Source organism: Streptomyces bugieae, assembly GCF_036352915.1.
GTDB classification, from domain to species: domain Bacteria; phylum Actinomycetota; class Actinomycetes; order Streptomycetales; family Streptomycetaceae; genus Streptomyces; species Streptomyces endophytica.
The window spans coordinates 1-12,341 of the sequence record NZ_JAZBJP010000004.1 but is presented as its reverse complement, the minus strand read 5'-3'; the positions used below and the strand labels follow the sequence as shown (position 1 = coordinate 12,341).

Below are 12,341 nucleotides of genomic sequence, written 5' to 3'. Positions count from 1 at the left end.
GCATGGAACCGGGCCTCACGACGCACGTCAGCGACGGTACAGCGACCGTCACCATCAGCAACACCGGCAAGCGCAATGCGATGACCGTCCAGATGTGGCGGGATCTGCCGCCCCTGCTGGCGCGGCTGGCGGCCGACCGGGCGGTGCGGTCGCTGGTGCTGACCGGCGCCGGCGGGACGTTCTGCGCGGGCGCGGACATCGCCTCGCTGCGCGGGACGGCCCAGGAGTCGCAGGGGCTGGCGGTGGCGGCCGAGGAGGCGCTGGCCGCCTTCCCGAAGCCGACGCTGGCGGCGATACGCGGCTACTGCGTGGGCGGCGGCGCCCAGTTGGCGGCCGCCTGCGATCTGCGGTTCGCGGAGGAGGGGGCGCTGTTCGGGGTGACGCCGGCCAAGCTGGCGGTGGTCTACCCGGCGTCCGCCACCCGGCGGCTGGTCCGCCTGGTCGGGCTCTCGTCCGCCAAGTACCTGTTGTTCTCCGGCGAGTTGATCGACTGTGCGCGGGCGCTGCGGACCGGGCTGGTGGACGAGGTGCTGGCCGAGGGGGAGCTGGGCAAGCGGGTCGCGGAGTTCTCGGCCGTACTGGCGAGCCGGTCGCTGCTGACGCAGACGGCGGCGAAGGAACTGGCCAACGGCACCTGGGACGTGCCGCCGGACGAGGCGGAGGAGCGCAGCGCCCACTGGGCCGCCGAGGCCCGGGCGAGCGGCGACACCGCCGAGGGTGCCGCCGCCTTCCTGCAGCGCAGGCCGCCGCGGTTCACCTGGCCCGCCGAGTGAGCGGCGCTACGCGTTCGGCTCCCGCCCTCCGCTGAGCAGGGACCGGCCGTGGTCCCGCAGCGCCGCGGTGACCTCGGCCGGCGCCTTCTCCGGGGAGCCCGCGTCGTAGGGCGGCTGCGGGTCGTATTCGATGCCGAGCTGGATGATCTGGGCCGCGGTGTCCCCGGCGATCCGGCCGGCCAGCCGCAGGCCCATGTCGATGCCGGACGAGACCCCGGCCGCGGTGACGTACTTGCCGTCGAAGACCACCCGCTCCCCGGTCGGCTCGGCGCCCAGGGCCGCCAGGTGGTCCAGTCCGAGCCAGTGGGAGGTGGCCCGGCGCCCCTTGAGGAGGCCGGCTGCCGCCAGGAGCAGCGAGCCGGTGCACACCGAGGTGGTCCAGGTCGTGGCGGCGTCCACGGCGCGGATCCAGTCGTGCAGCGGCCCGTCCGCCATGTGCGCGGTCTGCCCCGGGCCGCCGGGGACGACGAGGAGGTCGGGCGCGGTGACCTCGTCCAGCGCGGCGTCCGCGACCAGCCCCACGGCGCCGAGGTCGCTGCGGTACGTCCCGGCGCGCTCGCCGACGAACACCGTCTCGGCGCCGGGGATGCGGCTGAGCGTCTCGTAGGGGCCGATGGCGTCCAGGGTGGTGAAGCGGTCGTAGAGGAGGATCGCGATCTGCATGGTGTTTCCCATCGGGAGGAGTGGCTCGGAAGGGTCGGGGAGAGGGGTGGCCGTTCAGCGGGCCGCGGGGGCCGGCTGGAAGCGGCGGCGGTATTCGGCCGGGGAGGCGGCCAGGGCGCGGAGGAAGGCGCGGCGCATCGCCTCGGGGGTGCCGTAGCCGCAGTGGCGGGCCACCTGGGCGATGCCGTCGGCGGTGTCCTCCAGGCAGCGGCGGGCGGCCTCCAGCCGCACCCGGTCGACATAGCGACCCGGCGTCATACCGACCTCGTCGCGGAACGCCCGGGCGAAGTGGCGCGGGGACAGCCCGGCACGGGCGGCGAGGGCGTCGACGGACAGGTCGGCGGCCGGATTCTCGGTGATCCACTGCTGGACGTCGCGCAGCGGCCGCCGCTGCGCGGTCTGGGCGGCGAGCTGGGCGCTGAACTGCTTCTGGTTGCCCGGCCGGCGCAGGAACACCACCAGGTGCCGGGCGATAGTGAGCGCGAGGTCCCGGCCGAGGTCCTCCTCGACGAGGGCCAGCGCCAGGTCGATGCCGGCCGTCACGCCCGCGGAGGTGGCCAGGTCGCCGTCCCGCACGTAGATCGGGTCGGCCTCCACCCGTACCGCGGGGAACCGTTCGGCGAGGAGGTCGCACAGCATCCAGTGGGTGGTCACGCGCCGGCCGTCCAGCAGCCCGGCCTCGGCCAGCAGCATCGCCCCGCTGCACACCGAGACCTTCCGCCGGGCCCGGTGGGCGTTGTTCCGCAGCCAGTCGACCAGCCGCGGGTCGGGGGCGTCGGTGTGGCCGCCCGGTACCAGCAGGGTGTGCGGCGGCCCGGCGGCGGCGAGCGTGGTGTCGGGGACCAGGGTCAGACCGCTGGTGGTGCGCACCGGGGCGCCGTCCACGGCGGCCGTACGGATCCGGTAGGCGCCGGGGACGGCCTGCGCCGCGCCGCTGAAGACCTCCACCGGCCCGGTGACGTCCAGGGCCTGCACGCCGTCGAAGAGGACGACCAGCACCTCGCGCTGTTCCATACCGCCCATCCTCGGCAGCGGCGCCGATGGCGGCAATGACGGGTTTCCCACCTTTCCTGCCATTGCCTGGTCAGGGCCACCGCGGAAGCCGTCGGGGCGGCCGTCGCGGCCCTGCCGCCGACGCCATACCGACGGGTCGGTACCCTGCCCGCATGACCTCTCACAGCGCACTGCCCGAGCGGGCCGGCCGCACGTGCCACAACGTCATCAACCCCTTCCACTCCACGCACTACTTCGCGCCGGAGCTGGCCGCCGAGATGGCCGAGGTCGGTGTCGAGGACTCCAGGGCCGGCTACTTCGTCTGCCGCAGCGCGGCGATGGGGGCGGTCGGCCCCGGCACCGTCGCGGCCACCTTCTACAACTTCAAGTACGAGCTGATCGCCCGGCACCTCCCGGAGGTGTGGACGAAGACCACGCCGCAGGACGTGCTCGACGCCCGGCTGCGGGCCGCCGACGCGACCCTGCGCCGGCTGCTCGGTGACGAGGCGTTGGCGTCGCCGGAGATGGCGGAGGCCGCCGAGCTGGCACTGCGCGCCACCGAGGCCTGTACCCGCCGGGCCCGGCCGCTGTACGCCGCGCACGCCGACCTCCCGGTGCCAAACGCCCCGCACCTGGCCTACTGGCACGCCGCGACCCTGCTGCGCGAACACCGCGGCGACGGCCACCTGGTGGCACTGCTGGACGCCGAACTGGACGGGCTGGAGGCCCTGGTCAGCCACACCGCGACCGGCCGCGGGATGAGCCACCGGGGCGTCCTGGCGACCCGCGGCTGGTCCGAGGAGGACTGGCAGGCCGCCCAGGAGCGGCTGCGGTCGCGCGGTCTGCTGGACGGCGAGGGCCAGTTGACCGAGGCCGGCGTCGCGCTGCGCAAGGACCTGGAGGAGGCCACCGACCGCCTGGACCGGGCCCCGTACGAGCACCTGGGCGCGGCGGGCGTGGCCCGGCTCACCGAGCTGGCGACCGGCTTCACCACCGCCGTCATGAACGCCGGTGCGTTCCCCGCCGCCCTGTTCGGCAAGTAGGCCGCGCGCGGCCACCGGGGTGTGCCGGCACCGCGCGCACCCCGGTGCCGCCCACCGGCTGGGCGGCGCGACAGTCCGCTCGGTCACCCGGCACAATGCAGGCTCAAGCAAGAGCTGGAAGGCGGGCAGGATCAACGTGACGGCAGCCACTGAGCCCATCGGGGCCCTCGGGTCCATCGAAGCGCGGATCGCCGGGGAGCTCGGCGTCAAGGAGCGGCAGGTGAAGGCCGCGGTCGAACTGCTCGACGGTGGCTCGACCGTCCCGTTCATCGCGCGCTACCGCAAGGAAGCCACCGGCACGCTCGACGACGCGCAGCTGCGCTCGCTGGAGGAGCGGCTGCGCTACCTGCGGGAGCTGGAGGAGCGGCGCACCGCGGTCCTGGAGTCCGTACGGTCCCAGGGCAAGCTGGACGCCGCCCTGGAGGCGCAGATCCGCGGCGCCGACTCCAAGGCCCGGCTGGAGGACATCTACCTCCCGTTCAAGCCCAAGCGCCGCACCAAGGCGCAGATCGCGCGGGAGGCCGGTCTGGAGCCGCTCGCCGACGGGCTGCTCGCCGACCCCTCCGTGGAGCCGGCCGCGGCCGCCGCGGCGTTCGTGGACCCGGACAAGGGCGTGGCCGATCCGGCGGCCGCCCTGGACGGTGCGCGGGCCGTGCTGACCGAGCGGTTCGGCGAGGACGCGGACCTGATCGGTGAGCTGCGGGAGCGGATGTGGTCGCGCGGTCAGGTGACGGCGAAGGTCCGCGAGGGCAAGGAGGAGGCCGGCGCGAAGTTCGCCGACTACTTCGACTTCGCCGAGCCGTTCACCGAGCTGCCCTCGCACCGGGTGCTGGCCATGTTCCGGGGCGAGAAGGAGGAGGTCCTCGACCTCACCCTGGAGCCGGAGGACCCGTCGGCGGCCACCGAGGGGCCGAGTTCCTACGAGCGGTCCATCGCCGGGAAGTTCGGGATCGCGGACCGCGGGCGCCCGGCCGACTCCTGGCTGCTGGACACCGTCCGCTGGGCCTGGCGCACCCGCGTCCAGGTGCATCTGGGCATCGATCTGCGGCTCCGGCTGCGGCAGGCCGCCGAGGACGAGGCGGTGCGGGTCTTCGCGTCGAACCTGCGCGATCTGCTGCTCGCGGCGCCGGCCGGCACCCGCGCCACGATGGGCCTGGACCCCGGCTTCCGTACGGGTGTGAAGGTCGCGGTGGTGGACGCCACCGGCAAGGTGGCCGCCACCGACACCATCTACCCGCACGTCCCGCAGCAGAAGTGGGACGCCTCGCTGGCCACCCTGGCGAAGCTGGCCCGTGAGCACCGGGTCGAGCTGATCGCGATCGGCAACGGCACCGCCTCCCGTGAGACCGACAAGCTGGCGGCCGATCTGATCGCGGCGCAGCCGGAGCTGAAGCTGACGAAGGTGATGGTGTCCGAGGCCGGCGCCTCGGTCTACTCCGCGTCCGCCTTCGCCTCCCAGGAACTGCCGGACCTGGACGTGTCGTTGCGCGGCGCGGTGTCCATCGCCCGCCGCCTGCAGGACCCGCTGGCCGAACTGGTCAAGATCGACCCGAAGTCGATCGGCGTCGGGCAGTACCAGCACGACCTGTCCGAGGTGAAGCTCTCGCGCTCGCTGGACGCGGTGGTCGAGGACTGCGTCAACGGCGTCGGCGTGGACGTCAACACCGCCTCCGCGCCGCTGCTGTCGCGGGTGTCGGGCATCGGTTCCGGCCTGGCCGAGAACATCGTTGCGCACCGCGACGCCAACGGCCCGTTCCGCTCCCGCAAGGCCCTCAAGGACGTGGCGCGGCTCGGCCCGAAGGCGTACGAGCAGTGCGCGGGCTTCCTGCGGATCCGGGGCGGCGACGACCCGCTGGACGCCTCCAGCGTGCACCCGGAGGCGTATCCGGTGGTGCGCCGGATGGTGAAGTCGGCGGGCACCGAGGTCGGTTCGCTGATCGGCAACACGGCGGTGCTGCGCACCCTGAAGCCGGCCGAGTTCGTCGACGACTCCTTCGGGCTGCCGACGGTGACCGACATCCTCCAGGAACTGGAGAAGCCGGGCCGGGACCCGCGTCCGGTGTTCAAGACCGCGACCTTCAAGGAGGGCGTGGAGAAGATCGGCGACCTGGAGCCGGGGATGCTCCTGGAGGGCGTGGTGACCAATGTCGCCGCCTTCGGGGCGTTCGTGGACGTCGGTGTCCACCAGGACGGCCTGGTCCACGTCTCGGCGATGTCGCGGACCTTCGTCAAGGACCCGCGGGACGTGGTGAAGCCCGGCGACATCGTGCGGGTCAAGGTGCTCGACGTCGACATCCCGCGCAAGCGGATCTCGCTGACCCTGCGACTGGACGACGAGCCCGGCAAGGGCGCCCCCGCGGGCGGCGGCGAGCGCCGCGGCGGTGCGGACGGCGGACGCGGACCGCGCGACGGCGGCCGGGGCGGCGCGCCGCGGCAGCGCCAGGGCGGCGGCGGCCGGCAGGGCGGCGGCCGGGGCGGTGACCGCCGCGGAGGCGGCCGGGACGCCGGGCCGGCCAACGACGCCATGGCGGACGCGCTGCGCCGGGCCGGGCTGCTGGGCAAGGACGGCGGCGGCCGCTGACCGGACCGCCGGATACGGACGGGCCCCGGGGAGTCTCCTGACCCCCGGGGCCTCGCCCTGCGCGTAGCGCATTTATTGCGTGGACCGGACCGGCGGGCCGCCGTTAGTCTGCGCCCATGTCCAGCCCCGAGGCATCAAGACGCTAGCCACCGGCCGTCCGGTGGCTTTTCGCGTTGCCCCGCCGGCCCGGCATTTCCGCCGTCGCGCCGTCGCCTCCTTGTGCTCCGCCGCCACCGGATCGTCACCCCTGCCGTCAGCGCCGTCGTGCGCACGGCCTTCCCGTCCTGATGTCCCGTCAGGATCCGCGTCGAACCCTCAGGTGCCCGGGCGTTCCGCTGCGCCCCGGTGAGGTGACGCGCGTCGATCCACACCGTGGTTGCGGAGTGTTGCTGTGCCCTTCTTCCTGTATCTGCTCGGACTCGCCGTCTTCGCGCAAGGCACCTCCGAGTTCATGCTGTCCGGTCTGCTGCCGGACATCGCCGCCGATCTGCGCGTCCCGCTGTCCGCCGCGGGCTCACTGACCTCGGCGTTCGCCGTCGGAATGGGTGTCGGGGCGCCCCTGATGGCGCTGCTCGCCCGGCGCCGGCCGCCCCGCCGGGCGTTGCCGGCGTTCCTGGTCACCTTCCTGCTGGTCCATGTGGTCGGCGCGGTCACCACCAGCTTTCCGGTGCTGCTGGCCACCCGGGTCGTCGCCGCACTGGCCAACGCCGGGTTCCTGGCCGTGGCCCTGGCCACCGCGACCTCCGTGGTCGCCCCGGACGCCAAGGGCCGGGCCACCTCCGTGCTGCTGGGCGGCACCACCCTGGCCTGCGTCGCGGGCGTGCCCGCCGGTGCGCTGCTCGGTGCGGCCTGCGGGTGGCGCTCGGCGTTCTGGGCGGTCGCCGCGGTCTCGGTGCCGGCCCTGGTGGCGATCGTCCGCTCGGTCCCGGCCGACGGCGGACGGGCGCCGGACGGCGAGCCGGTGCGGGTGCGGGGCGAGCTGCGGACGCTGCGCTCACCGCGGCTGCTGCTGACCCTGCTCCTGGGCGCGCTGGTGAACGGCGCCACCTTCTGCACCTTCACCTATCTCGCACCGCTGGTCACCGAGGTCGCCGGGATCGGCACCGGCTGGGTGCCGGCCGTACTGGCGCTCTTCGGGCTGGGCGCGTTCGCCGGGGTGAGCGCCGGCGGGCGGCTGGCCGACACCCGCCCGGTCCCGCTGCTGCTCGCCGGCGGCGCGGCGCTGCTCACCGGATGGACGCTGCTGGCGCTGACGGCCGGCAGTCCGGTGGCGGCCCTGCTGCTCGTCCCCGCCCTGGGGGCGCTGTCGTTCGGGGTCGGCTCCACCCTGGTCGCGCGGGCGCTCTACGCGGCGACCGGGGCACCGACGCTGGCCGGCGGGTTCGCCACGGCGGCGCTCAACGTGGGCGCCGCGCTGGGCCCGTGGCTGGGCGGCGCCGCGCTCGCCGCCGGGTTCGGCTACCGGGCTCCGGTGGGGGTCAGCGCCCTGCTCGTGGCGCTCGCGCTGGCGGTGGGCGGCGTGGCCCTCGCCGCCTCCCGCCGGCTCAGCCCGCCCCGGCGTGCCCCCGGATGCGTTCCAGTTCCGCCGCGACGTCGGTGAGCGTCGCGCAGTCCGGGTCGGCCCGCAGTTCGACGTCCGGCAGGGCCGTGCCGGGCCGGCGCCCTGGGTCCTCCAGGGCGTCGGCCATCGCGGAGAGCGCCCGGCACAGCCGCTCGGCCTCCTCGGCGCCCGGGCGGCGGGCGCCGTGATCGAGCCGTACCGCGCAGGCGGTCGCGGCGTCCACGATGCGTTCGGCGGCGGTGACCACGGCCGGCCAGTCGGGGTTGCGGTCCCGGGCGGCCAGGAGTTCGGCGGCGGCCGTCTCCGCGGCCGCCCGGGCCTCCCCCAGTGCCCGGTACGCGGCCCGGCGGAGCGCCAACCGCTCGGCGGGGTCCGTACCGGGGCGGGCCGCGAGGACGTGCCGCAGGAAGCGTTCGGTGGCCCGCAGCGCCGCGGTGACCCGCTGCCCGACCCGGCGGCGGGGGTCGGCGAGCCGCGGCAGATGCCCCACGACGAGCACGATGCCGCAGGCGATGGAGGTGTCGACGATCCGCTCGGCGGCCGCCTCCCGGGCGCCGCTGACGTACACGAACGACAGCACCATGAGGGTGATCGCCACGGTCTGCAGCGCGAAGTGCCGGGTGGCGAACGGCAGCAGCGCCCCGCCCGCCCCCGCCACCAGCGCGGGCCACCACTCCCCCGTCAGCAGCAGACCGGCCCCGGCGAAGACCAGCACCCCGGCGACGGTCCCGGCGAAGCGGTTGACGGTACGGGAGAACAGCGGGCCCAGATCCGGCTTGACCAGGAAGGTGGCAGTGGCCGGCAGCCAGTACCAGTGGTCGGCCCGCAGCAGCAGCGCCACCGCCGCGCTCGCCGCGATGCAGAGCGCGACCCGCAGGCCGTAGTCCCGCCCGGCCGGCCCGAGCAGTTCGTGCCCGCGCCGCGCCGGTTCCGGCCGCCCCGCACGCGGCCGGGTCCTGGTCAGCGGCTCGCTGCGGGCGAACGCCACCGCCGCGTCCAGCAGCGCCTGGTCGAAGGCCCCGCGGCCGGGCGTGCTGGTCTCGGGGGCGGACAGCCGGCCCGGTGGCCGCCCGGTGCGCAGCGCGGTGGCGAACCGGCGGGGGCTCTCGGCGACCCGGGCCGGCAGCGGCCGGGCCTCCCACAGCAGTGCGACGCTGGCCTCGCACAACGCGGTGGCCGCGGCGAACCGTTCGGCCAGCAGGAGTTCGTCCGGGCCGGCCGGACGGCGCAGCAACCGGTCCGTCAGCAGGCGCAGCCGCAGCGCCTCGTCGGCGCGGTCCAGAGCGGCGCTGAGCCGGCGCCGGGCGGGCTCGGCGCCGGGCCCGCCGGCCGCGCCCAGGGCGTCGGCCAGCGCGTCGAAGACCGTGGCGACCGCGGCCCGCTCACCGCTGAGCGCACCGCCTGCCGGGCGCGGCGGGCGCAGCACCAGGCGCAGCAGGAGCAGCCACAGGCAGCCGGCGAGCAGGGTCAGGGCCTTCGCCCACGGCGCGCCGGGCAGCGGCATCCCGGCGCCCAGGACCGTGGTGGCCAGCATCTGCATACCCGCGTTCGAGCGGACCGGCCCGGCGACGCTGCCCGCGCCGGAGACGAAACCGACCACGAACAGCGCCGGTACGACCCACCAGCCCGCGTCCACGGCCCGCAGCGAGGCTCCGACCAGCATCCCGAGCGCCGAGGCGAGCGCGGGCAGGCCGATGTGCACGACGCCGGTGCGGCGGGTGCCGGGGCGGTCGTTGACGCCGGCCAGCATGGAACCGAGCGCGGCGAGCACTCCGGGCGCCGGGTGGCCGGTGGCGATGCCCGCGCCGAGCAGCGGCCCGGCGCAGAGCGCGCCGCGGGCGACGGCGGCCCAGGGCACGGGCAGCCGCTGCCAGCGGAACGGATGGGCGAGCCAGGCGGGCACGGCGCGCTGCGCGCGGAGCATGGGCCTCCTCAGTCGACGGCGTACGGACGGCGGGCGGATCCGAGGGGCGACATCGGCCGACGGTGCTGCTCCCAGCCTAAGGTCCTGGTTCGTCCGCCCCGCTGCCGGAGGGTTACCGCAAGATCACCAATGGCGGAAGTCCGGCTTCCGCGGCGGCCGCCGGATGCCGGCCCGGCGGGACACCTCCTACCATCCCGCCATGACGAGCGACACGGGCACGGACGAGGTGTGGGTGGTCGGCGGCGGCGTCATCGGGCTGACCTCGGCGGTGGCGCTGGCGGAGCACGGCCACCGGGTGCGGGTGGTGAGCCGGGACGCGGCGGACGCGACGACGTCCGCGGTGGCCGGCGGACTGTGCTGGCCGTACCGCATCCGGCCCTACGAGCGGGCGGTGGCCTGGTCCGTGCGGTCCTTCGAGGTGCTGTCCGGCCTGGCGCGGCGGCCCGAGGAGACCGGTGCCCGGCTGGTGACGGGCACGATGGCGGGGGCCGCGCCCGGCGACGACGACGGCCTCTCCGCCTGGTACGCGGCCGTTCCCGGACTGCGGCCGGCCCGCCCGGACGAACTCCCCCCGGGGACCGCGGCCGGATGGCGGGCACGCACCCCCCTGGTGGACATGCCGGCCCATCTCCGCTATCTGGAGCGGCGGCTGACCGCGGCCGGCGGCACGCTGGAACGCCGTGCGCCGGCCTCTCTGGAGGAGGCCGGGCGGACCGCCTCGGTGGTGGTGAACTGCTCCGGCCTGGGCGCGCGCGAGCTCGTCCCCGATCCCGAAGTGCGGCCGGTCCAGGGCCAGTTGGTCATCGTCGCGAACCCGGGCGTGCGCGAGTGGTTCGTGGCCGCGGACGGCGGCGCGGCGGACACCACGTATCTGCTGCCGCAGCCGTACGGGCTGGTGCTGGGCGGTACGGCGCGGGAGGGGGCCTGGTCCCGGGAGCCGGATCCGGCGGTGGCGGAGGCCATCGTGGCGCGCTGCGCCGGACCCTTCCCGGAGGTGGCGCGGGCCCGGGTCCTGGCACACAGGGTGGGCCTGCGCCCGTCACGCCCCGCGGTCCGGCTGGAGGCGGAGCGCCTGCCGGGCGGCACGTGGTGCGTCCACAACTACGGACACGGGGGCGCGGGGGTGACCGTGGCGTGGGGGTGCGCCGACGAAGTGGTGGGGTGGGTGCGGCGAATCCTGGGTGGGCCGGGGCGGGAACAGGCGGACGGGCCGGGGCGGGAACAGGCGGACGGGCCCGGACGGGGACAGCCGGGCGGGCCGGGGCGGGAGGGAGCGGCTGAGTCGGGGCCGGGGTAGGCAGCCGGGGCGGGAGAAGGAGGCCGGGGCGGGAGGAGGCGGCCGGCGTGGGGCGGAGCAGCGGTTCCTCCTGCGCGGCCCCGGCCCCACAGCCCGCCCGGGGACGTCCGGCGTTACGCCGTACGGCCCGACCGGGGGCAGTCGGCCAGTGGTGTGGCCGAGGTGAGGTGGTAGGCGGCCCGGCCGTCCAGCAGGAGCGGGACGAGGCGGCGCAGGGACTGGCGCAGCGGGACGACGACCGAGCCGTCCCGGTCCCGGATGCCGGTCACGCCGTGCAGCGCCAGCTCGTCCCCGGTCTGCGCGAACTGCTCGGGGGTGAGCCGGTAGCCGCACGGCGGGTCGGTCAGGACCTGGCCGGGGGCGGGGGACTCGTTGTCCGCGCCGCCGAGGTAGACCGGGCCGCGGTCGGCGTAACCGGTCAGCCGGGCAGCGGTGGTGGCCGCCTCGATGCGCCGCCGGTGCTGCCCGAGGAAGTCGAACGCGCCTTTCAGGGCGGCGAGTTGGGAGGTGACCCGGCGTCTGTTGTTGAGCGCCGGGTCGGCCTTCTCGGCGGCGGTGAGGGCATCGACCCGGCTCTCGACCAGCAGCCCGACCGAGCCCTTCACGCCGGCGGTGTTGCGCAGGATCCGCTCCTGGCCGTCGCCCGCGACCTGCTTGACGGGGTCACCGGTCTCCGGGTCGGTCCAGATGCCGTAGACGCCGGTGCTGAAGCCGGCCTTCCGTACGGCGGGGGCGACGAAGTCCTGGGAGAGCGAGGAGGCTTCCCGGTGCACCGGGTCCGCGGTGTTGAGGTTGCGCGGCCACAGCGACAGCAGGTCCTTCATGTAGTACGGCACGGTGGGGCCGTACTCGTGCAGGTCGTAGACGGTGTCGGGGCGGTAGTCGCGGAGCACCCGGGCCATCGCGCGGGCCTCGGCGGTCTTCAGGGCGAGGTGGTCGCGGTTGATGTCGGTGCCCTCGGAGTTGCCGCGGGTGTCGGCGGCCCGGCCGTCGGGGTTGGCGGTGGGGACGACCAGCACGCTGGTCCGCGCGAGGAAGCGCCGGGTGGCCGGGTCGGTGGCGTAGGCGAGGTCGCGGATCGTGGCGAGGCAGGCCTCGCGTCCGGAGGGCTCGTCGCCGTGCTGGGAGCAGATGAGCAGTACGGAGTTGCCGCGCCGTACGGCGGCCGGGGAGGCGGGGGCCGGGGCGCCGATGCGGACGAGCCGGAGCGGGCGGCCCTGCGCGGTGGTGCCGATCCGGTCGATGCGGACGCGTGGGGTGGCGCGGTCGACGGTGGCCAGAAAGCGCTGTTCCTCGAACTCGCTGGTCCAGCGGGCGCCATGGCTGGTTTCGAATCCCGTACGGGGCAGGTGCGTTCCGGTCGCGCGGGCGGGTGAGGCCGGCAGGGTCGCGCCGAGGGTGGCGGTCAGACCGAAGGCCAGCGTCGCGAGGACGAGGCGGCGGGTACGGAGCATCACGGGCGGGTGCCTCCCTTGGGTGAGCGGTGGGGGTCGTCGGGGGCGGTGG

The 12,341-nt window shown here is 75.6% G+C and carries 9 protein-coding genes; 5 read left to right on the top strand and 4 right to left on the bottom strand.

Features of this window, described 5'->3' with window-relative positions; genetic code table 11:
• The first annotated feature begins 2 nt into the window (after positions 1 to 2).
• Positions 3 to 773 carry an enoyl-CoA hydratase/isomerase family protein gene (locus V2J85_RS11845; RefSeq protein WP_330821556.1) on the top strand — a complete coding sequence of 257 codons (771 nt, stop codon included), beginning with the start codon at positions 3 to 5 and terminating at the stop codon, positions 771 to 773.
• Between the two features lie 6 nt (positions 774 to 779).
• Here the strand turns inward: V2J85_RS11845 and V2J85_RS11840 are convergent, their stop codons facing one another.
• Positions 780 to 1,436, bottom strand: coding sequence for a DJ-1/PfpI family protein (locus V2J85_RS11840; RefSeq protein ID WP_330821673.1), 657 nt, complete (start codon positions 1,434 to 1,436; stop codon positions 780 to 782).
• A 54-nt stretch (positions 1,437 to 1,490) separates the two neighbouring features.
• Positions 1,491 to 2,450, bottom strand: a complete 960-nt coding sequence (locus V2J85_RS11835; protein WP_330821555.1) for a GlxA family transcriptional regulator — start codon at positions 2,448 to 2,450, stop codon at positions 1,491 to 1,493.
• Between the two features lie 152 nt (positions 2,451 to 2,602).
• Between V2J85_RS11835 and V2J85_RS11830 the strand changes: the two genes are divergently transcribed.
• The 3 genes from V2J85_RS11830 (at position 2,603) to V2J85_RS11820 (ending at position 7,653) form a co-directional block, all read left to right on the top strand.
• Positions 2,603 to 3,472 carry an SCO6745 family protein gene (locus V2J85_RS11830; RefSeq protein ID WP_261954741.1) on the top strand — a complete coding sequence of 290 codons (870 nt, stop codon included), beginning with the start codon at positions 2,603 to 2,605 and terminating at the stop codon, positions 3,470 to 3,472.
• Between the two features lie 136 nt (positions 3,473 to 3,608).
• Entirely contained in the window at positions 3,609 to 6,053 is a 2,445-nt protein-coding gene (locus tag V2J85_RS11825; RefSeq protein ID WP_261954742.1) for a Tex family protein, read from the top strand.
• 391 nt (positions 6,054 to 6,444) lie between these two features.
• Positions 6,445 to 7,653 (top strand): Cmx/CmrA family chloramphenicol efflux MFS transporter, encoded by a 1,209-nt coding sequence (locus V2J85_RS11820; RefSeq protein WP_330821554.1) that lies wholly within the window; start codon positions 6,445 to 6,447, stop codon positions 7,651 to 7,653.
• Here the strand turns inward: V2J85_RS11820 and V2J85_RS11815 are convergent.
• Positions 7,598 to 9,538 (bottom strand): FUSC family protein, encoded by a 1,941-nt coding sequence (locus V2J85_RS11815; RefSeq protein WP_261954744.1) that lies wholly within the window; start codon positions 9,536 to 9,538, stop codon positions 7,598 to 7,600. The genes V2J85_RS11820 and V2J85_RS11815 overlap by 56 nt on opposite strands.
• A gap of 199 nt (positions 9,539 to 9,737) precedes the next feature.
• On the opposite strand from V2J85_RS11815, the gene V2J85_RS11810 reads away from it, so the two are divergent.
• Positions 9,738 to 10,835 (top strand): FAD-dependent oxidoreductase, encoded by a 1,098-nt coding sequence (locus V2J85_RS11810; RefSeq protein WP_330821553.1) that lies wholly within the window; start codon positions 9,738 to 9,740, stop codon positions 10,833 to 10,835.
• A 113-nt stretch (positions 10,836 to 10,948) separates the two neighbouring features.
• On the opposite strand, the gene V2J85_RS11805 is transcribed toward V2J85_RS11810, so the two are convergent.
• A complete protein-coding gene (locus V2J85_RS11805; RefSeq protein ID WP_419836772.1) occupies positions 10,949 to 12,289 on the bottom strand; it encodes a M14 family metallopeptidase in 1,341 nt (446 codons plus the stop codon).
• Positions 12,290 to 12,341: the final 52 nt, after the last annotated feature.

Bases quoted from the DNA above. Each gene is read 5' to 3' on its own strand.
- V2J85_RS11845 (WP_330821556.1), top strand. From the start codon at position 3: ATGGAACCGGGCCTCACGACGCACGTCAGCGACGGTACAGCGACCGTC.
- V2J85_RS11840 (WP_330821673.1), bottom strand. From the start codon at position 1,436: ATGCAGATCGCGATCCTCCTCTACGACCGCTTCACCACCCTGGACGCC.
- V2J85_RS11835 (WP_330821555.1), bottom strand. From the start codon at position 2,450: ATGGAACAGCGCGAGGTGCTGGTCGTCCTCTTCGACGGCGTGCAGGCC.
- V2J85_RS11830 (WP_261954741.1), top strand. From the start codon at position 2,603: ATGACCTCTCACAGCGCACTGCCCGAGCGGGCCGGCCGCACGTGCCAC.
- V2J85_RS11815 (WP_261954744.1), bottom strand. From the start codon at position 9,538: ATGCTCCGCGCGCAGCGCGCCGTGCCCGCCTGGCTCGCCCATCCGTTC.
- V2J85_RS11810 (WP_330821553.1), top strand. From the start codon at position 9,738: ATGACGAGCGACACGGGCACGGACGAGGTGTGGGTGGTCGGCGGCGGC.
- V2J85_RS11805 (WP_419836772.1), bottom strand. From the start codon at position 12,289: ATGCTCCGTACCCGCCGCCTCGTCCTCGCGACGCTGGCCTTCGGTCTG.